The sequence below is a fragment of the Terriglobia bacterium genome (assembly GCA_020072815.1).
Classification (GTDB): Bacteria; Acidobacteriota; Terriglobia; order Terriglobales; family Acidobacteriaceae; genus Angelobacter.
In genome coordinates this window covers 860,225-880,498 of sequence record JAIQGE010000001.1, presented here as the reverse complement: position 1 = coordinate 880,498, position 20,274 = coordinate 860,225, and the positions used below count along the sequence as shown (strand labels likewise).

At 60.4% G+C, this 20,274-nt stretch carries 18 protein-coding genes; 10 read left to right on the top strand and 8 right to left on the bottom strand.

The features are described from left to right. The first annotated feature begins 155 nt into the window (after positions 1-155). Positions 156-3,755, top strand: coding sequence for a transcription-repair coupling factor (gene mfd / locus LAO20_03740; GenBank protein ID MBZ5530522.1), 3,600 nt, complete (start codon positions 156-158; stop codon positions 3,753-3,755). A gap of 159 nt (positions 3,756-3,914) precedes the next feature. On the opposite strand, the gene LAO20_03735 is transcribed toward mfd, so the two are convergent. After that, complete coding sequence (locus LAO20_03735; protein MBZ5530521.1) at positions 3,915-4,919, bottom strand: redoxin domain-containing protein; 1,005 nt, start codon at positions 4,917-4,919, stop codon at positions 3,915-3,917. 165 nt (positions 4,920-5,084) lie between these two features. Here LAO20_03735 and LAO20_03730 point away from each other — a divergent pair, with 165 nt between their 5' ends. Next, positions 5,085-5,234 (top strand): redoxin domain-containing protein, encoded by a 150-nt coding sequence (locus tag LAO20_03730; GenBank protein MBZ5530520.1) that lies wholly within the window; start codon positions 5,085-5,087, stop codon positions 5,232-5,234. 9 nt (positions 5,235-5,243) lie between these two features. Continuing rightward, entirely contained in the window at positions 5,244-5,573 is a 330-nt protein-coding gene (locus LAO20_03725) for a redoxin domain-containing protein (protein ID MBZ5530519.1), read from the top strand. A gap of 56 nt (positions 5,574-5,629) precedes the next feature. Here LAO20_03725 and LAO20_03720 read toward each other — a convergent pair whose 3' ends face one another. Both LAO20_03720 and LAO20_03715 read right to left on the bottom strand, forming a co-directional pair. Continuing rightward, positions 5,630-6,292: a DsbA family protein gene (locus tag LAO20_03720; protein ID MBZ5530518.1), complete on the bottom strand. Its 663-nt coding sequence runs from the start codon at positions 6,290-6,292 to the stop codon at positions 5,630-5,632. Between the two features lie 732 nt (positions 6,293-7,024). Then, positions 7,025-9,286, bottom strand: coding sequence for a TonB-dependent receptor (locus tag LAO20_03715; GenBank protein ID MBZ5530517.1), 2,262 nt, complete (start codon positions 9,284-9,286; stop codon positions 7,025-7,027). A gap of 270 nt (positions 9,287-9,556) precedes the next feature. On the opposite strand from LAO20_03715, the gene LAO20_03710 reads away from it, so the two are divergent. Continuing rightward, positions 9,557-9,895: an antibiotic biosynthesis monooxygenase gene (locus LAO20_03710; protein MBZ5530516.1), complete on the top strand. Its 339-nt coding sequence runs from the start codon at positions 9,557-9,559 to the stop codon at positions 9,893-9,895. A 20-nt stretch (positions 9,896-9,915) separates the two neighbouring features. Next, positions 9,916-10,290, top strand: coding sequence for a cupin domain-containing protein (locus LAO20_03705; protein ID MBZ5530515.1), 375 nt, complete (start codon positions 9,916-9,918; stop codon positions 10,288-10,290). 101 nt (positions 10,291-10,391) lie between these two features. Here the strand turns inward: LAO20_03705 and LAO20_03700 are convergent, their stop codons facing one another. From LAO20_03700 to LAO20_03685, 4 genes are all read right to left on the bottom strand, one after another. Beyond that, on the bottom strand, positions 10,392-10,868 hold the full coding sequence (locus LAO20_03700; GenBank protein ID MBZ5530514.1) for a MogA/MoaB family molybdenum cofactor biosynthesis protein: 477 nt from the start codon (positions 10,866-10,868) through the stop codon (positions 10,392-10,394). Between the two features lie 53 nt (positions 10,869-10,921). Continuing rightward, complete coding sequence (locus LAO20_03695) at positions 10,922-11,671, bottom strand: response regulator (protein ID MBZ5530513.1); 750 nt, start codon at positions 11,669-11,671, stop codon at positions 10,922-10,924. A gap of 13 nt (positions 11,672-11,684) precedes the next feature. After that, positions 11,685-12,191: a cyclic pyranopterin monophosphate synthase MoaC gene (gene moaC, locus LAO20_03690; GenBank protein ID MBZ5530512.1), complete on the bottom strand. Its 507-nt coding sequence runs from the start codon at positions 12,189-12,191 to the stop codon at positions 11,685-11,687. Between the two features lie 63 nt (positions 12,192-12,254). Then, entirely contained in the window at positions 12,255-13,562 is a 1,308-nt protein-coding gene (locus LAO20_03685; protein ID MBZ5530511.1) for a molybdopterin molybdotransferase MoeA, read from the bottom strand. 192 nt (positions 13,563-13,754) lie between these two features. On the opposite strand from LAO20_03685, the gene LAO20_03680 reads away from it, so the two are divergent. The 3 genes from LAO20_03680 to gatB all read left to right on the top strand — a co-directional run bounded on the left by LAO20_03680 (position 13,755) and on the right by gatB (position 17,512). Then, complete coding sequence (locus LAO20_03680) at positions 13,755-15,146, top strand: acetamidase/formamidase family protein (protein ID MBZ5530510.1); 1,392 nt, start codon at positions 13,755-13,757, stop codon at positions 15,144-15,146. Between the two features lie 201 nt (positions 15,147-15,347). Further along, on the top strand, positions 15,348-15,962 hold the full coding sequence (locus LAO20_03675) for a hypothetical protein (GenBank protein ID MBZ5530509.1): 615 nt from the start codon (positions 15,348-15,350) through the stop codon (positions 15,960-15,962). Between the two features lie 65 nt (positions 15,963-16,027). Further along, on the top strand, positions 16,028-17,512 hold the full coding sequence (gatB, locus tag LAO20_03670; protein MBZ5530508.1) for an Asp-tRNA(Asn)/Glu-tRNA(Gln) amidotransferase subunit GatB: 1,485 nt from the start codon (positions 16,028-16,030) through the stop codon (positions 17,510-17,512). 147 nt (positions 17,513-17,659) lie between these two features. Here gatB and LAO20_03665 read toward each other — a convergent pair whose 3' ends face one another. After that, the gene (locus LAO20_03665; GenBank protein MBZ5530507.1) at positions 17,660-18,589 is read right to left on the bottom strand and encodes an MBL fold metallo-hydrolase; all 930 of its coding nucleotides are present in this window, start codon (positions 18,587-18,589) and stop codon (positions 17,660-17,662) included. A 152-nt stretch (positions 18,590-18,741) separates the two neighbouring features. On the opposite strand from LAO20_03665, the gene LAO20_03660 reads away from it, so the two are divergent. Beyond that, complete coding sequence (locus LAO20_03660) at positions 18,742-19,983, top strand: exo-alpha-sialidase (protein MBZ5530506.1); 1,242 nt, start codon at positions 18,742-18,744, stop codon at positions 19,981-19,983. Beyond that, on the top strand, positions 19,984-20,265 hold the full coding sequence (locus LAO20_03655) for a MoaD/ThiS family protein (protein MBZ5530505.1): 282 nt from the start codon (positions 19,984-19,986) through the stop codon (positions 20,263-20,265). The last annotated feature ends 9 nt before the right edge of the window (positions 20,266-20,274 follow it).

Sequence of the window (20,274 nt, the reverse complement as noted above, 5' to 3'; positions counted from 1 at the left end):
TACCGCTGAGCGGGCACGGCGCGGATGTGATGAGGCGCACAGGCCCCAGTTAAAACCTACCACGGAGGCACGGAGACACGGAGAAAGCAGAGCGGGCACGAATCGGCATCGACCTCCGTGCCTCCGTGTCTGGGGTGGTGAGATAGAATAGTTGAGTGATCCTGCCGTTCGTCCGCGAAGTCCTGGCGGACGTGGAAAAGGGCCCTGGCTTCCAACAGGCGGCCGCATATCTCAAGCAGCGTAGGGGGGAGTCAGCTCCACCTGCGGGGCGCATTCGTCTGTCCGGGCTGGTATTTTCCGCAAAGACCCTGCTAGTTCCTTTTCTGCAACGCGTCTCCGGCAAGCCGCTGGTCCTCATTACCGCCAATAACCGCACGGCGGAGACCATTTTCTCCGTGGTGCAGGCTTTCTGCGAGCTGAGTGGCGCGTGCAGTCCGCAAGCGGTGGTCAAGCTGCCCGCGTATGACGTGTCTCCGTTTGAGAACATGTCGCCCCACCCGGAGATCCAGGAAGAGCGCGCGACCGCGCTGTGGAAGATTTCCACCGGCGCCGCCAAGATCATTATTACGCCCATGGAAGCCACGGCCATGCGGCTGCGGTCGGCAGAACACTACGCGGGACTGGCGCGGACCATCCGCCGCACCGACCAGGTGGACGTGGAAGAGCTCACGCAGCACCTGAACACCGTGGGCTACACCGCCGTGGACGTGGTGGAGATGCCGGGCGAGTACGCGGTGCGCGGCGGGCTGATTGATTCGTATCCTCCGGAAGCTGACCGGCCGCTGCGCATGGAGCTGTTTGGCGACGAAGTGGAGTCCATCCGCAAATTTGATCCCGGCACGCAGCGCTCGGCCGCTGAGGTGGATGAAGTCGTGCTGCTGCCGCTGACGGAAACTCCCGTCCGCGAAGAGCTGCTGACGGAGATTCATGCGCGGCTCTCCGGCGCGCGGGTGGAAGGCGCGGCGGAGACCGTCCGCGACGCGCTGGCCAGCAGCGGCGTTACCGTTTTTCCCGGCTGGGAATACTACGCCAACGCCGGCGCTCCGTACACCTTGTTTGATCTGCTGCCGGACGCCATGGTCTTTATCGAAGAACCAACTGCCATCGCTGCCGAACAGGAACACTGGTGGGAAAAAGTTGAGCGCCTGCATGAGCAGAGTCTTGTCGGCAAGCTGGCCACGCCGGAAGATATCTTTTTGCCGCCGGAGCAATGGGACGCGCTGATCGCACAGAAGCCGGGCGGCAGTCTGGAACAGCTTGGCTTGCTGCGAATCGCCCAGGCGGAAAACGAACTGGGAATCAGCCCGCCACAGGCGCCGGGGGGCAATCTCATCGAATGCTCGTCGCGGCCCACGTCGCGTTTCCACGGCTCGGTGCCGGGCATGATCGAAGAAGTCAAAAAACTCACGGCCGCCGGGCAGCGTGTGCTGTTCGCCGCGCCCAACACCGGCGAGATGGAGCGGCTGGCGGACATCTTCACCGAATATCAAGTGCCGTTCCGCATGGGAACACGCACGCCCGTCCCGGGGAGTGAAACTTATCTCGACGAAACGGCCTATTTCTCTGGCGACCTGCTTACCACCACCATCGTCCGCGCGCCTGTGCCGGACGGCGTGGCGCTGCCCGATGCTCGCCTAGTGATCTTTGGCGCGCATGATCTGTTTGACGATTCCGAGATCACGCTGGCGCAGCCCATGCGGAGCAAGTCCAAGATCGCGGCCTTCATGTCTGACTTCCGCGATCTGGCGGTGGGCGACTTTGTGGTGCACGTGGAACACGGCATCGGCATGTATCAGGGGCTCAAGGAGCTGCAGCAGGGAGAGATCGTCGGCGAGTACATGGTGCTGGAATTCGCCGAAGCGGCCAAGTTGTATGTTCCGCTTACCCGGCTGGACCTGATCCAGAAATACCGGTCCAGCGAGGGCGTGAAGCCCCCGCTCAGCCGGCTGGGCGGCGCGGCCTGGGCCCGGACCAAGGCGCGGGTGAAGAAGGCCATGAAAGACATGGCCGACGAACTGCTCAAACTCTACGCGGCGCGCAAAGCCGCGCAGGGCCATGTTTATCCGCCAGACACGCAATGGCAAAAAGAATTTGAAGACTCGTTTGAGTTCAACGAGACCGACGACCAGCTCACGGCCACCGCGGACATCAAGCGGGACATGGAGTCCGGCCTGCCCATGGACCGGCTGTTGTGCGGCGACGTGGGCTACGGCAAAACCGAAGTCGCCATGCGCGCCGCGTTCAAGGCGGTGCAGGACAACAAGCAAGTCGCGGTGCTGGCGCCGACCACGGTCCTGGCCTTCCAGCATTCGCAGAACTTCAAGCGCCGCTTTGCCGCTTTCCCCATCAGCATTGAAATGATGTCGCGCTTCCGCACCGCCAAGCAACTCAAGGAAATCGCCGAGCGCGTGGAGCAGGGTAAAGTGGACATTCTCATCGGCACGCACCGCATTTTGTCCAAGGACGTGAAGTTCCAGGACCTGGGCCTGGTGGTGGTGGACGAAGAGCAGCGCTTCGGCGTTCGTCACAAAGAGCGGCTCAAGCAGCTCCGTAAGGAAGTGGACGTGCTCACCATGTCGGCCACGCCGATTCCGCGGACGCTGCACATGTCCATGGTGGGCCTGCGCGACATGAGCGTGATTGAGACGCCGCCCAAAGACCGCATGGCCATACAGACGGTGGTCGCCGGGTACGACCAGGCGCTGGTGCAGTCCGCGCTGGAGCACGAGCTGGAACGCGGCGGCCAAGCCTACTTCGTCCACAACCGCGTGGACACCATTTACGAAATGGCGGCCAAGATCCAGGAAATTGTTCCGCGGGCGCGCGTGCTGGTCGGACACGGACAGATGAGTGAAGGCGAACTGGAGAAAGTGATGATGGCCTTTGTTCGCCATGAGGCCGATATTCTCGTCGCCACGACCATCATTGAAAACGGCCTGGATATTCCGCTGTGCAACACCATAATCATCAACCGCGCAGACCGCCATGGCCTGTCTGAGCTCTACCAGTTGCGCGGACGCGTGGGCCGGTCCAACCGGCGAGCCTATGCCTACCTGCTTGTGCCGGCCGACCAGGAACTGACTCCGGTCGCGCGACGCAGGCTGGCGGCGCTGAAAGAGTTTTCCGAACTGGGCGCGGGATTCAAGATTGCCGCGCTTGACCTGGAGCTGCGTGGCGCCGGCAACCTGCTGGGCGGCGAGCAGAGCGGCAACATTGATGCCGTGGGTTTTGAGATGTACACCGGCATGCTGGACCGCGCCATCCGCGAGCTGAAAGGCGAAGAGCTGGCCGAAAAAGTCAGCACGCAATTGAACCTGGGCATTGACCTGCGCATTCCCACCGGCTACATCACGGAAGAAAACCAGCGCCTGCGCATGTACAAGCGCGCCGCCGGGGTGGAGAGCGAATCGGCCATTGACGACGTCCGCAAAGAACTGCAAGACCGCTACGGCGAGCCTCCGGTGCAGGTGCGGCACCTGCTGCTGGCGGCGTCGCTCAAGCTGCTGTGCGAGCGCGCCGGCGTCCTGGCCATTGACCGCAAGCGCGACGCGGTGACCATCAAGTTCACCGAACAGGCGCAGATTGAGCCGGAGCGGCTGGCAAAGTTCGTCGCCGGGACCAAGGGCGCGCAGTTTTCGCCGGGCGGAGTACTGAAATTCAATCTGAAATCCATCCAGCCGGAAGCGGTGGTTGACCAGCTCAACGGCCTGCTGCGCGAACTGAGCGCGGAAGCGGAGAAGGTGTGGATGGAGTAGGGCTTTCTTCCCGAGCGCAGCGAGGGACCCCTCTAACCACAAAGGACACAAAGGGCCACAAAGGAGAGCTCTACCTCATGCGATGCCGAAGATGTTTTTGCGATGAGTCCACCCATTGATCCAGCCGCGCTCTGAAGAGATGTATTTTGGCGGGAACGGTTAAATGCCTACCGCGCCGTAGTCCGTTCCGGTCTCGGTGTCGCTCACTTGCTCTTTTTCGTACGCGCGATAGGGATTGCGACGCGTACCCAGGCGGCGCCGGCGGAGTTCGAACCCGGCGTAGAGTCCTCCTGACACCACGGCCGCGGTCAGAGCGCCAACCGCGAGGATGCGTCCGGTGTTGCCCAAGAGCGAGTAGCGGGCGGATTTTACCGGAGCCCCGGTGTCTGCTTCACCTGCGTGTTCCCCAGCATGCGCGGCTTCCATCTCCGCGGAAGCGTGCGCTTTGTCGCCAGAATGCAAGGCGCGCGCGCGCAGCCCCACGGCTTGGCGGAAATCACTGACCGACTCGTCGCCGCCGCGCTCCAATGCGCGGAAGGAACTCAGGGCGCTGTAGGAAAGCGGCATGCGCAAGTCCTGCCCGCCATTGACCACCGCGTGGTCGGCGTCGCGTTCCCGCTGCAATTCCAGCAATTCTTCAATGGCGGATTCCACGCCCGCCGGCTTGGCCCACATGGAACGAAACGCCACGCTGCCGGATTTGTCTATGAGAAACACCGGGTTGGGCAGCCGCGAGTATTTGCGATGGATGGAGCCTCGCAGGTCGTCCACCAGCATGGGCATGGCGATGTCTTCTTCGGCGCGCAGCAGCATGGCGGCGCGGACCTTATCGTCAGCCGACTGGTGCGCGGGAATCTGCTCGCCGGGGTGGGCCTCGCGGACGTAGATGAAGAGAAACTCAATGGGTTCGCCGCCGAATTGCCGGTGAAGGCGGTTGATGCCCCCAATGGAAGCGGCGGTCATGGGGCAAGTGGCCGAACCAAAGATCAGCAGCACGTTCTTCTTGCCTTGAAAATCGCTGAGGCGGAGTGTCTTGCCGTCCAAAGTCACGCCTTTGAAGTTGGGCGCGCGCTCCCCCGGTTCCGGGCCGGCAAAGGCCGCCTGCTGCAGCCCCTCAAGCAGCTCGCGCGAGAAGTGGTGGTAGTTATAAGAGCTGAATGGCATGGTCTTGTCCCTGGTACTTCGCTCCCCAGCCTGTGATGCCGGCGGGAACGTCCCTGTTTTCTAAGCTAACCTGTCTTAATTCATTTGACCACGATAAAATTGTAACCTTGCTGCCGGCGGGCCATGTCTTGCCGGTGGCGTCTTGAGTCGCACGTGGAGGAATGAATGGCAGCTTTGCAAGCCGGTCAAGCAGCACCTGACTTTGAACTCCCTGCATGCACGGGCAAGCAGCGGCACAAGTTCAAGCTCAGTGAGTTCCAGGGGAAAAAGCACGTGGTCCTGGCTTTTTATCCGCTGGATTGGAGTCCAACGTGAACCAACGAAATGTCGGCGTACAGCAGGTATCTGCCTAAGTTCGCCGAACACGATGCCCAGGTCGTGGGCATCAGCCCGGATTCAATCTACAGCCACATGGCATGGCAGGAAAAATCCATCGGATGGCAGGAGTATCCCCTGGCCAGCGACTACTGGCCGCACGCCGGTACCGCCGAGAAATACGGCATCCTGCGGCTGGGCGAGCCGCTGCCCGGCATTAATGACCGCGCCATCTTTATCGTCAATAAGCAAGGCGCAATCACGTTCTCCCGGGTTTTTGAACTGGGGCAGGAACCTGATTACGAAGAGATTGTCAGCGAATTGGCCAAGCTGAAATAACTGAAAAACACAAAGGCCGCGAATCTGGTGACAACCATTGCTTCGCGGCCTTATTCTTATCCGGTCTTCTTTGCCGGCTTGACGAATTTCTTCTTGCTGGGCGCCGCCTTGGCTGGAGTCGATGGGCCGGCCTTCTTCAGCATGTCCTCAATAATTTCGCCCATCTTCGCGCGGTCGGTGACTTCCACGAACGGCGTGGACGCGCCGCCGTTGCCGATGACAAAGATGGTGGGTGTATGTTCCAGCCCCAGCCGTTGTCCCAGGGCGTAATCGGCTTTCACCTTTTCCGCCAGCTTGCCGCCCGGATCCAGCATGAACGGCACCGGCGCCTTGTTGTCATTGGCAAACTTCTGGACGTACTGCTGCAAATTGGCGGGAGTGATCTGCGGCTGGTTCTTGTAGATGTAGCCGCGAAAATCGTTGCCCAGCTGTTCTGACTTGGCGTCAAAGAAGCGGGCATAGACGGCCGCCTGGAATGACCAGTTGTGCATGGGCAAGGGGTAGTCATGCAGCACCACCGGGACCTTGTGCGCTTTGGCCACTTCCCAAACCAGAGGGTAGGCGTGGGCGCAGTCCGGACACTGCAGGTCTTCGAACACCACAATGGCCACTTTCGCGCCCGGCGGCGGCTTGAGCGAAGAGGCGTCGGCAGCGAACGCGCTGGCGCACAAGGCCAGGGCAAAGAAAGAGGCAATCAAATACTTAATGCGAGGTCCCATTTAGGCTCCATTTAAAGAATAAGGGCTGTTTCTCTGAGATTTTACTAGAGAAACAACCCGGTTCGGAGCCCTGAGTTTCGCAAGCCAGACCAGTTCCAGCGTTGCTGTAGCCAGTGATCATAGAGGGGTACTCCTTTCTGAAACTGCCTAGCCGCTGTCCGTAAACGAACACCGCCAAAGCGCCTTCTTGTCAAGATGTACTACTTCGCACTGTATTCGTACAGGGCTTTGCGCTAGGATGACGCTGCGCCAAGATGCGCAAGGTCTTTGACAATCAAGCAGCTAGCAACTAGCAACTGGCAATAGCCAAGGCAAACCAAAAGTATTTGAAGGGGGTAGCTTCGACCGAGCGGTAACCGCCCGGTATCCGGCCGATGACCGAGCGGTGACCGACCGGTGACCGGCCCGTCGAATGCGCTTGGACCTTTGTTTGCAACAAAATGCAGGCTAAGGGGGGGCCAAACTCCGGCAAAGTGTCAGGGATGTGCCCGGTCTCAACTGTCAGGGATGCCCCGGCTGGACACTAAGGCGCGGCAATCGCCGGAATCGCGCATGATTGCAGCGTGATCGCCGAAATCGGAACCCCGAGGAGGAGCAGTTCCATCACAGCCGAGGGCGCCTCCACCCCGCCACGCAAAAGCGCGCGTCGGGGCGCCGGGCTGTGACACACGGGATAAGGTCGGGTGCCTGTGCCACACGATTGTAGAGGGGAACACCTTTTCTGAGACTGTCCTAGAAATGGAGCTTCAAGCTGCCGCCCAAAGTGCGGGAAGGGGCGAACTGTATGGGGATCTCTTCGCTTTCCTTGGCAATCTGGTAGCGGTTGTCCGTGATGTTGGTGGCGTCCAGCTGCATGTCCACGCGCCGGCCTTCGGCTTTCCACAGGTTGAAGCCCGCAGCCAGGTCAGTATTGAGGTGCTGGGGTAGCCGGGGGCCGTGCTCCACGATGGTCCCGCTGCCGTAGCGCATGGCTGCGCCGATCCAGGAGTGTCTCCAGCGATTGCGGTAGAAAACGTTGGCGGTGCCGGTGTGGGTCTGGTCAAAAGCCGGTTGGATGCGCTCCCCGGGTGCGAGAGGCTCGTCGCCGGTGAAGCCGCCGCTGACCGGCCCGTAGAAATAAGTGCGGGCCACGGTGTACTGCAGGCGTCCGGTGATCCCGGCTTTCTCCAGGTTGTTCACGTTCAAGACCACGTCCGCGCCGCTGGAACGCGCGGTATGAAAGTTGATGGGCAGGAAGAGGCGGGAGATGCTGATTTCGTGGTTCTCAAAGCTGTTGTGCCCGGAGTGGGTGTAGGCATCCACCTCCAGGCTGACCTGGCGATGCAGTTCCTGCTGCCATCCGATCTCAAAATAGTTCTGGGTGTAGGCCTTCACGTTGCCCACGCGCTGGGCCAGGTCGGCGGCGTTGTTGCCGATAAAGCTGGCCAGCAGCGAATACTCAATCGGCGGCGGCGAAAACAGCCGGTTGTACGCCGCGCGCAGCACAGATTTGCTGCGCGGCAAGTGATACGCCAGCCCGATGCGCGGGCTCACCTGCGCGTGGGTATCCACCAGGTCAAAGTAGTCGTAACGGGCGCCGGCGTCCACGGTGAGATCAGGGAACAGCTTGAAATGGTCTTGCAAATAGAAACTGGCCTGGCCGCCTTTGACTCCGCCGCGGAAGCTAAACACGCCGCTGGCATCCAGTTTGAAGAGGTCGGGATCGCCGCGGCCGTCAATGAAGAAGCTTTCGTTTTCGCGCAGGCGCACGCCGTCAAAGCCTGCTTTGATCACGTGCCCCTTCCACAGGTGGATGAAATCGCTCTTGCCGCCGAAGGCCAGCGGGCTGCGTGAGCCGTCCGAGAGCGGCGTGTCCGGGTCTGACGTGGGCAGAATGTGGTCCGAGCCGATACGCTGATAGAGCGACGTGGTGAGCACGGTGTTCGGCGAAAAATTGTGCCCCCAGGTAAGAATGGCGGTTTGCTGCTTCAGGCGGCGCGACGCGTTGCGGCCCACGGCCTGGTCGTCACTGATGTTGGGCTGCTGAAAGTCGGCGCCGCTGCCCATCATCAGCAGCTTGAAGGTGTTATTGCCGCTGCGCCAGTCAAGTTGGCCGGTACCGCGCAGGCCGCCGCCAAAATCGTTTAGCTCAACCGGCTCCGGCGGATCCAGAAACCGCCCGGAGGTAAAACCATCGGCAAAAATGTAATAGCCCAGCTTGCCCTTCGCGCCGCCGTATTCGGCATTCAGGTCATAGTTGTCCTGGGTGGCGCCGCGGAAAGCCGCGCTGCCGTGGCCGTCCATGGTGCGGCCGGAGCGGGTGGTCACGTCCAGCACGCCGCCGAAGCGGTTGCCGTATTCGGCGGTGAAGCCTCCGGTCATCAGGTCCACGGTCTCAAAGATCTGCGGGCTGGCGCCCGGTGCGAACTGCGGCTGGGTGTTGTCCAGAAAAGAAACGCCGTTGACGAACTCATGCAGGGAAAACTCATTGCCTCGCACGTTGATGAAATTGTCATGGCTCTGGCTGGCGCCGGGCATCAGGTTGGCGACCAGGGCATTGGTGGATTCCACCAGCGGATCAGGAAGGCGCTCCAGGTCCTGGTGGCTGAAGGTTTGCGACGTGCCGGTCTTGTCCGGATCAACCGTCCGGTATTCGGCGCGGACTTCAATGCTGGTCTGGACGGCGCTCTTCTGCGTCAGTTCCACGGTCAGCGACACCGGCTCACGCGGGCGCAGGACCAACTGGTAGTCGCTGGTATAAAAGCCGGAGGCCTCCACCTTCAGAGAGTAGGCCCCGCCTTCCACTCCGGCAAAACGGAACTTGCCCAGCGAATCGGTGGTGGCTTTCTGCGCCGGACTGGCTACCCCGGCATGGGCGAGAGAAACTTGCGCGCCGGCAACAGGTGTACCCGTTGAGCTCTTTACCACACCTTCAACGCTGGTTTGGGCAGCGCAGAAGGACATCGCAAACAAGACAAAGAAAGCAATTAAGCATGCATGACGCAGCACTTTCACAGGTCGGTCTCCGTGATGGAAGTAGCTCTTGCGGACAAGGGAAAGACTATTGGTTCCCGCTGACTTACTACTAGAGATAGTCATAGTCTGTTCAACCGCGGAATCCCGGCGAGCCAACGCGCGCGGCTCAGGCTGGTCCGGTAAAGGTTTCAAAGTTCTTCTGCTCTTCATAAAAAAATATTGTGGGTCGCAAACGGAGTCTGGTCAGTCCAATGGGTTAGACGCCGCTACATAGCTCAGCGGCGGGATTCCGCAGAGAGGCCAAGACCCATGATCGTGATTCTTTTTCGCTCCAAGCTCACGGCCGCGGCCGGCCAGGACTACGCTGACACCAACGCCGATCTTGAAGAATACGTGAAGACCATGCCGGGGTTTGTGGCCGTCAAGAGCTTCCTGGCCGAAGACGGCGAACGGCTCACCCTGGTCTGGTGGCGGGACAAAGAGTCGCTGGCGCACTGGCGCCATGACGCGCGTCATCAAGCGGCCCAGGTCCAGGGTCGCCAGAAGTGGTACGAGTACTACAAGATTGAGGTGGCGGAAGTGTTGCGGCAGAACGAGTTTGAGCGGCCAGCGGCCGCCGGAGTCGCTGCCGGCGCAGGAGACGACTAATGAGCGTCGCGAATGCCGAGATTCGGGTGGTCAATTTGGCCGAAAAGTTCGCCAAGTTCCAGGACCACTTCAGCCCCAAAGTAGTCGGCCAGATCAATGACTTTCAGGTCAAGCTGGTCAAGCTGCAAGGCGAATTCGTGTGGCACCACCACGACGCGGAGGACGAACTGTTCCTGGTCGCTCAGGGCGAGCTGCACATGAAGATTCGCCACGCTGAGGGGCGCGAGACCGATGAAACCATCCGCCCAGGCGAGTTCATCATCATTACGCACGCAGTGGAGCACATGCCGTACGCGCTGGTGGAAACCCACATCCTGCTGCTTGAACCCGGCAGCACGCTCAATACCGGCAACGTGCAGAATGAGCGTACGGTGGCGACGCTGGAACGGCTCTAGAGCGGCGAGGCCGGCTTGCGTGCCGAGCCGTCTGCTGCAGGCGCAGAGAACGGGATGTGGGGAGCAATAGTCGCTGGCGGTGTGGAGCGAAGCGACAGGAGTTATGGGTGTCCAGTTCTGCCATCCAGCAAATCAATCATGTGTCCCAGCAGGCCGATCACTGCTTCCAGCGATTCGGTAGCGCCCTTGGGGCTTCCGGGAAGGTTCAAGACCAGTGATTTTCCGCGGATGCCGCACAGCGCGCGGCTTAATGCGGCTTTGGGCGTCTTCTTTGCGCCTTCGGCGCGGATCGCTTCCGGGATGCCTTCAATCAGCCGGTCGACCACGGAGCGGGTGGCTTCCGGAGTGACGTCGCGCGACGCGATTCCCGTGCCGCCGGTGGTCACCACCAGACGGGTCAGTTCGCAGCATTCAATCAGCCGCGCCGCAATCTGATCTTTTTCGTCGGGAAGAATGGATGTGTGAATCACTTTGAACCCGACGCTCTCCAGCATGCGCGCAACGGCCGGGCCGGATAGATCGGCGCGCTGGCCTTGAAACGATGAGTCGCTGATGGTGAGGACGGAGGCGGTGTTCACTCAAATGGCTTTCACGGTCAGGATTCGTGCGGCTCAAGCGGCTTTAAGCGGCTTTAGGCCTCAAGGACGTTTTCTTCGGTATCGCGGTTTGACTCATCCAGCATGCGCAGCCCTTCCAGCAGCAGGCCTTGCGTGGACTGCGTGATGGTTTGTTCTTTGCTGCTCCCGGTAAAATCAATTTCAAAATTGCCGGAGGTCCAGGTAAGGACTTTGTACACGGCGGCATCGCCTTTGAGTTTGCCATAGACCGCGTGGTTGATCTGGCCCTCAGTAAAGAACATTTTGCATTTGTCGCTGGCGTTGGTCAGGGTCAGTTCGCAGGTCTTGCGTCCCATGTCCAGGGACTGCAACAGATCCAGCGCGTTCATCTGCGCCAGGCTGCCGCGCAGCACGGATTCACCGGGCGCTTCGCGGGCCATCTTCTCCAGCGAGATCTTGTCCACCACTTTTTTGATCCGCGCCGCGGCCTCTTTGGTGAAAAACGGCTTCTCCACAAAGTCTTCCACCGTGTCCTGCAGGCCTTTGAGTTTTTCCGTGATGTCCGTCCTGTCGGCCATCAGGATCACGGGGATGGAGGCGGTGGCGTTGCGGCCTTTAAGCTTTTGCAGCAACTGGCCGCCGTCCATGCCGTTCATGGAGTAGTCGGCGATGATCAGGTCGGGTTTGTCGTCAATGGATTTGAGCAGCGCGTCGGCGCCATCGGTCAAGGTCTGCACGGTACAGAATTGGGCAAGGGCCTGCCGCAACATTTCCAGGATCATGGGATTGTCGTCAACAAGCAGGACCTTGATATTGCTGGGCATGCAACCTGATTTCTCAATGCTGATTTGGCGAGCGCTTGCGCCGGTATTCCCCGCTCTTGCCGCCCGACTTGCGCTCTAACACGATCTCCCGGATGGCAATCCCCTTGTCCAGGGCCTTGCACATGTCGTAAACCGTAAGGGCCGCGACGCTGGCCGCCACCAGCGCTTCCATTTCCACTCCGGTCTGCGCGGTTGTTGTAGCTTTGGAGTAGACCTGAACGCCATTTTCGCATACCTGGGTAGTCACATCAATGAACGTGAGCGGTAACGGATGGCACATAGGTATCAGCTCTGATGTCCGCTTGGCGGCGGAAATCCCTGCAAATCGAGCCACTTCCAGAGGATTACCTTTCGGGTTCCGGGGCAGCGCGCGCAGGACTTCCGGCGACATTTGCACGAAAGCTGAGGCTTCGGCTTCACGCGCCGTTGCCGCCTTGGCGGAGACGTCAACCATGGTCGCCTTGCCGGCGGAATCGTAGTGGGAGAGCTTGGCGGACGTCTTTTTGGATTTTTTGGCCATTCATGCACGCGAGTCAACTGGCTCTACTCTACAAACCGAAACTCAAGGAACCCGGTACGCAGCTCAGCGAATCAATACGGTGACCATCTCTCCGGCCGGAATCTGATCACGGTCCGGCGGCACCACAAGATAGCAATTTGCCCGCGCTGAAGCCAGCAGGTCGCCGGAACCTTGCCAGGGAACGGCGTCCACCTGAGGATCGTCCAGGCCACCTTCGAGGACCGCCAGCAGAAATCTAGTAAGACCAGTCTTGGTCTTCACCGGACTGCGCAACCGCGCTCTGGCCGCCGGCAGGCTGGCGGGAACCGCGCCACCCAATGCTGCAACCAGCGGGCGGACGAACAAGTCAAACGTCACCATTACCGAGACCGGGTTGCCGGGAAGGCCGAAAAAGGGAATGTGGTCTCTTTTCTGTAAAACCGCTTGCGACTCTCGAACCTGCCGCGAACTTAGGTGCGCTGCCACATTGTTCTTGGCCACCTGCCCGAACACCACGGGCTTCCCCGGCTGGATCAGCGCGCCGGTAAAGAAAAATTCCGCGCCGAGGGAACTCAGGACTTTCTCCACCAGATCAAACTTGCCCATGGAGACGCCGCCGGAAAGCAGCAGCAGATCAGCCGACTCCAAGCCGGCCTGCATCAGCGTGGCCAGCTTGCGTTCTTCGTCGGGCGCGATGGGAAGCTGTATGGGTTCGCCGCCGCAAGATGTGACCTGCGCAGCCAAAGAATAGCTGTTGCTGTTGCGGATCTGATGCGGCCCGGGCTTCTCTGCAACTTCCACCAACTCGTCGCCGGTGGCCAATATGGCGACGCGCGGCCTGCGGAAGACTTGCAGCGCCGCCTTGCCCACGGCCGCGGCCATGGCGATCTGCGCCGGTCCCAGCCGCATTCCGACCGGCAGCAGCTTGTCGCCGGCGCGCGCTTCGGCCCCGGCCACCACCACGTTTTCGCCGGCAGCAACCGCGCGCTGAATTTCCACCTTGCCGCCGGAATCTTTTTGCGCGGTGTACTCCACCATCACCACCGCATCCGCGCCCGCGGGTACGGCAGCGCCGGTCATGATCTCTACCGCTTCTCCGGACGAAACCTGGCGGTCAAAGCTGCCGCCGGCCTTGATCTGGCCGATGACGCGCAGCGTCGCCGGCAGTTGGCCAAGAGCGGCCGAGCGGACCGCGAACCCGTCGCGCGTGGAACGATTGAAAGGAGGGAAATCGCGGTCGGCCAGGACGGTTTCCGCCAGAACGCGTCCCAACGCCTGCTGCAGCGGGACCTTTTCCGCTGGCGGAGCCGGCACATCGCGGCAATAGCCGAGCACGGCTTCGCACGCCGCTTCAAAAGTCAGCACGCCCGCGTTCTGTAGGGTAGAAGCCATCGGTTTGATTGTAGTTGTTTATGGCAAAAACGCACGTTAGCGCCTCGGAGTGCGTGCCGTTTTTCTTCTGCGCGCTATTACGAAAATCTATTGTCGCCAGGCTGCGGATTGGGAGTAAAATTCGCGCGATTTTCCGGCCCCGGTGTTTTTTTTGGCTTGTTCGGTTTGAATCCGCCTGAGACAAGGAGAACCATGAGCGACCACCAGCACCCTCACGACCACCAACATGATTCCGACCAGGAAGCTCCGCTGACGCATCACCACGCGTGCAGCAACCTTTTCGGTTGCGGCGACGAACTGGGCACCGGCGTGCTCCGCGAAGACATCAAAGACGCTGCGGTCACCCGGCGCTCGTCCGACCGGCTGCTGCACATGGACGAGATGGACCAGGAGACGCTGGACGGCTACCTGGGCGCGCGTGGCCGGGCCCGCCGCAAATTGTTGCGCGCCAGCAGCTTCATGGGAGTACTGGCGACGGTTGGGCCCTGGTTTGGCAACTTGGCGTTTGGCAAGCTGGCATACGCGGCCGGCCGTGAAGAAATTGACACCGAGCCTTCGGCGCAAGGCAAAGCCAAGCACAGCGCCAAAGCTGACGACAGCAAAGTCCACGTCGTGGAATCCAACGATCAGACCGTGCATCTTGGTGTGTTTGACGCCAATCTGCCGCCCGTCGTCAAGATTGATTCCGGCGACTCCGTCAGCTTTCCCAACACCTGGTCGCACTTCCTGAACCACATGCAGCCCGGCGTCCCGGTGGACAAGCTGGCTGAGATGCGAAAGAGCAATCCGGGGAAAGGGCCGCACTCCATCATCGGCCCCGTTTTCGTGAACAATGCTGAACCCGGCGACGTGCTGGAAGTCCGCTACAAAAAGTTCAGACCGTTTCCCTGGGGCGCGGTGTTCAATAATCCGGGCGCGATTGGCACTGGACTGCTGCCAGGCGATTATCCCCAGGGCCAGATCAAATATCTTGATCTCGACTTGAAAGCCATGAAGGCGCAGTTTCTGCCCGGCATCCACTTGCCGCTGCGCCCGTTCGCGGGTACGCTGGGCGTGGCGCCGCCGGACGGATACTATCCGCCGCTCAGCCCCGGCGTGACCAGTTCCGTTCCTCCGGGCCCGCACGGCGGCAACGTGGACTTGAGCGAGATGGGCGAAGGCACCACCATGTTCATTCCGGTGTGGAAGCCCGGAGCGCTGATCTTTACCGGCGACGCCCACGCCGTGCAGGGCGACGGTGAAATCTCCCTCACCGCGCTGGAAACGCGCATGCAGGAAATGCAGATCCAGGTGGTGCTGCACAAGCAGAAGAACTTTGCCTGGCCGATGGCGGAGACGCCCACGCACTGGATCGCATTGGGGCTGGACAAAGACCTGAACGTGGCCATGCAGATGGCGGCGCGCAACGCCATCAAGTTTCTGGCCACGCGGGCCAGCCTGACGGAACTGGATGCCTATGCGTTGTGCAGCATCGCCGCCAGCTTCCGCGTGACCCAGGTGGTGGACATTGTGCGCGGCGTGCACGCCATGATCCCCAAGAGCCTGTTCTCAGCGGAGTTGCAGAAGAAGATCACGGTGGTGTGAGCGCGCGGCAGCGGAAAAGCAGACTTACCGCGGATTGGCGCGGATAAACGCGGATCAGAGGCGAAGCGCAAGGCAAGATTGCCTTCGCCTTGATAGCCTCCGCGTCTCCGTGCCTCCGTGGTGGAGTTGCTGTGCGGCAGTTGTGAAACCGCCGGTCTCTGCATGATAATCAAGTCAGTGAAAACCAGAAGAACAGCGGTCGTGGTACTCATGCTCTCAGCCTTGGTCTGGTGCCGTGACAAGGGTTTCAACCCGCCGCCGGCCGCGCACGCCAAGACTTACGTCGCCCACGAGTCGCATGACGACGAGAAAGTAACCATCGCCATTGACCCCTATGACACAGCGGAAAAGGCGGCCATTTTCAGTGTCAAGTACAGGGACTACGGGTTTCTGCCGATTCGTTTGATCATCTCCAATGATGGCGATAGGCCGCTCATGCTGGATGGCGTAAAGATTGAGTTCGTCACCTATCGCCGTGACAAGATCCAGGCCGCGACCCGGGATGACATCTTTCGCCGCATTGCCCGGCCGGAAAAAGTCGGCAACAGACCCAAGGTGAACCTGCCCATTCCGCTGCCCCGCGACAACAAGCCTATCAAGGCTGAAGCGCGGGAAGAGGTTGAGTCCGCGGTGTTCGTAAATGTGCCGGTGACGGCGCACTCCAGCCATAACGGCTTCCTGTTTTTTGATGTGGCCGGCATTGAACGTCCTGAGGAGGAGGCCCATGTGTACATCTCCGGCATACGGGCCGGCAACCAAGAGCTGTTTTACTTTGACATTCCGCTGGACAAATACCTGAACCCGGGTGCGAAATAACTGAGCGCGAAGCGGCGCTGTTGTTCGCGGCGTGAACACGACAAATCGCCAAGAATCTTCTTCCTATGGGCAGCACAACTCAAATCTCTGACGCGGTACGGGCCAAGTACGAGCCGGTCATCGGGCTGGAAGTCCACGTCCAGCTGCTTACCCAGACCAAGATTTTCTGCGGATGTTCTACCCAGTTTGGCGCGACTCCGAACAGCAACGTGTGTCCGGTGTGCCTGGGGCTGCCGGGAGCGCTGCCGGTCCTGAACAAGAGAGCGGTTGAGTTCGCGGTGCTCGCCGCGCAGGCGTTGAACTGCCAGGTGCGCGAGACCTCCATCTTCGCCCGCAAGAATTATTTCTATCCTGACCTGCCCAAGGGTTACCAGATCTCGCAGTTTGATAAGCCGCTGGCCGAGCATGGCTTCATTGAAATTCCTGCGGCTGGCGGCGGCTCGAAACGGATCGGCATCACCCGGCTGCACATGGAAGAAGATGCCGGCAAGAGCCTGCATGAAGGCTTCGCCGACTCGGCGGCCAACACCTACATTGACCTGAACCGCACCGGCGTGCCGCTGATCGAAATCGTAAGCGAGCCGGACATGCGCTCGCCCGACGAAGCCTTTGAGTATCTGACGCGCCTGAAAGAGATCATCCTGTACACCGGCGTGAGCGATTGCAACATGGAAGAAGGGTCGCTGCGCTGCGACGCCAACGTCAGCATCCGCCCGCGTGGCCAGGAGCAGCTGGGCACCAAGACGGAGATCAAGAACGTAAATTCTTTCCGCTTTGTGCGCGAGGCGCTGGAATACGAAATCAACCGGCAGATGGAGCTGGTTGAGTCCGGCGAAAAGATCAGGCAGGAAACGCGCCTCTACAATTCCGGCGAAGGCCGCACCTACAGCATGCGTTCGAAGGAAGAAGCGCACGACTACCGCTATTTTCCCGAGCCTGACCTGCAGCCGCTGGTGGTGGACGCCGGCTGGCAAGCGGAGATTCGCAGCCGGTTGCCGGAGCTTCCCGAAGCCCGCCGCAAGCGCATGGTCAGCGACTACGGCATCACCGAGTATGACGCGCAGGTGCTCACGTCTTCGCGCGGTCTTGCAGACCAATTTGAAGAGGCCGCCAGGGCCTCCAAGAGCGCCAAGCGAGTGGCCAACCTGGTGCAGGGCGAACTGATGGGCCGCCTGAAGGCCAAAGGCCTGGAGATTGAGAAATCGCCCATCACCATGAAGGGCGTGGCCCTCTCGGCCGACCTGCTGGAGGACGGCAGCATCTCCAGCAAGATCCTGAAAGACCTGTACGACAAAGCTTTCGAAAACGGCGAAGATTTCTCCGCCGTCTACGAACGGGAAAAGCCGCAGCAAATCAGCGACGCCGGCGCCATCGAGAAGATGATTGATGAAATCATCGCCGCCAACCCCAAGCAGGTGGAGCAATACCGCGCGGGGAAGACGACCATCATCGGATTCTTTGTGGGGCAGGTGATGAAAGCGTCCAAAGGCCAGGCCAAGCCGGAGCTGGTGAATGAGCTGTTGAAGAAGAAACTAGCAGCTGGCAACTAACCTTTTCTGCTATCCCGAGCGTCCTTGCTTGATGTGGACCCTTTTGACAATAGGGTTCCCTCCCCTTCGGCTACGCTCAGGGTTTCGGGCCTGAGGCCCTCAAGCAAGGACGCTCGGGATGTAAAAACGAACGCCAGTTGCCAGTTGCTAGTTGCTTATATGCCCATGCGCGTTCTTTGGCCCGCTGGGCTTCTTGGTCAGGCTGTCAAACAGGACTTCGGTAAAGACGTCAGTATTGATGAAAGCTTTGCCCCATTCGTCCCACTTGGCCAGGACTTTTTCTTTTTTCATCTGGTCCAGCGTCTTGCCTTTCTTGATCGCGGCCTGCACCGCGGCTGAAGTTTCCTTCAACATGGTTACGAATTTGCGCAGGTCGTCTTTGGTGGCCAGCGGGCCGTGGCCGGGAATGATCTTCACGTCGTCGGGCACTTCGGCCAGCACTTTCTCGTCGCCGGCGATCATGCCTTGAACGCTGCCGCCGCTGTCCAGGTCAATAAAGGGAAACATGCCGCCGTTGAAGAAATCATCGCCCATGTGGACCACATTGGATTGGGTGAAGAAAATTACGCTGTCGCCGTCGGTGTGGCCGTGGGGGAAGTGGATGGCCCGGATGTCTTCACCGTTCAGGTGCACGGAGACGTTCTCTTCAAAGGTGATTACGGGCAGCGCGCCTTTGGGCGCGGGCTTGGTTTCGCCAAAACGCGTCTTGCCGCCTGTGGACAGGCGCTTGCGCACGTTTTCCTGGGCGATGATGGGCGCCTTTTCGCCGAAGTGAGGATTGCCTCCCGTATGGTCGCCGTGCCAGTGCGTATTGAGGACGATCTTGACCGGCTTGTCGGTGATGCCTTTCAGCGCGGCTTCAATCTTGTCCGCCAGGGGAAGATACTCGTCATCCACCACCACAATGCCGTCTTCACCCACGGAGGCCCCGATGTTCCCACCGGCTCCCACGAGCATGTAAACGCTGCCGGAAACTTTCTGGACTTTGATTTCCACCTTGCTGAAGTCCTGCTGGGCCATGAGCTGCACGGCCCCGAAGAAAAAGAGGGCGACACTGAACAAAGCAACTTTCCGCATGGGTTCCTCACTTTCACTGCTGTGAATGATGGATTGGGCTTTTTGAAGCGGGACAATATTAAAGGTTAGGGTTTGGTACGGCAAACGTTTTTCAAAATGCCGCGGTACATCGGGAACGCATAAAATATCCGGTTGTTTTAACGGAGGAGGCTATGCCCACTGTCCAGCAGGTTTCAGCCAAGAAAGGCGACGTGGTTTTGCTTGTCGGCACGGCCAAGGGGTTGTTTCTGTTGCGCTCAGACCGGGCGCGCAAGCGCTGGAACCTGGGCGGACCGCATTCGGCCGGCTCGCCGGTATACGCGGCGGCGTTTGACGGCCGCCAGGGGCGCCAGCGTATCTGGTGGGCGACGCAGAGTTTTCGCTGGGGAACGTTTCTTTGTTCGTCGGACGATTTTGGCAAGACCATCACCCAGCCGGAAACGTATTCCGTAAAATTTCCCCCCGAATCCGGCTTGGCGCTCAAGAACATATGGCAGATTTGCGTCGGCCGCGAAGACGAGCCGGACACTTTGTACTGCGGGGTTGAGCCGGCCTGCCTTTTCGTTTCGCGTGACGCGGGCAAAAGTTGGTCGGCGGGGGAAGGGCTGCTCAACCATCCTCACCGTCCCAAGTGGCAGCCGGGGGGCGGCGGGCTGTGCCTGCACACCGTTGTTCCTGATCCGGCGGACGCGAAGAAGATGATCATCGCCATGTCCACCGGCGGCTGTTACCGCACGGATGACGGCGGCATCACGTGGCAGGCCCGCAACGTGGGCATTCGCGCGGATTATCTGCCGGACAAGTACCCTGAGTTTGGGCAGTGCGTGCACAAGATTGCCCGCGATCCGCAGCAGCCCAACCGGCTGTTCCTGCAGAACCACTGGGGACTTTACCGCAGCGATGATGGCGGCGATTCCTGGAAGGACATTGCCAACGGCGTGCCCTCGGACTTCGGGTTTGCCATGGTCACGCACCCGCACGATGCGGACACCGCGTATATTGTGCCGATTGAGTCAGACGAATACCGTTGCACGCCGGAAGGCAAGCTGCGCGTCTATCGCACGCAAAACGCCGGCAAGAGCTGGGAGGCCATGACCAAGGGCCTGCCGCAGAAGAACGCGCTGGAAACCATCCTGCGCGACTCCATGGGCACTGACACGCTCTCTCCCGCTGGGATTTACTTTGGTACGCGCAGCGGAAGCGTCTACGGCTCACATGACGACGGCAAGAGCTGGCAGCTCATCATGGAAGGACTGCCGGCGGTGGTCTGCGTGCGCGCGGCGGTGGTGGGCGACGGGGCTCACTCACCACGGAGACACGGAGACACGGAGAAGAGCAAGGCAAGGGGCAAGAAACCAGTGAAGGCGCAGAGCAAGAAAGTCGTCAGCCGCAAAGCCGGCGCGCGAGGCCGCTAGATGCCTGTGACGTTCCGCATTCCCACATACCTGGCTGCGTTCGCAGGCGGCGCGGGCGAAGTGGCCGTGACCGGCGCCCCGCGCACGGTGCGTGAAGCTCTGGAGGCGCTGTGGGCGATGCATCCCGCGCTGCGTGACCGCATCGTGGACGAGCAGGGCGAAGTGCGCCAGCACATCAACGTGTTCGTCGGCAATGAAGCCATCCGTTTCGCGGATGGATTGAACACTCCGGCGCCCGACGGCGCGGAGATCCTGATTGTGCCAGCAGTAAGCGGAGGATGAACGGTTGCC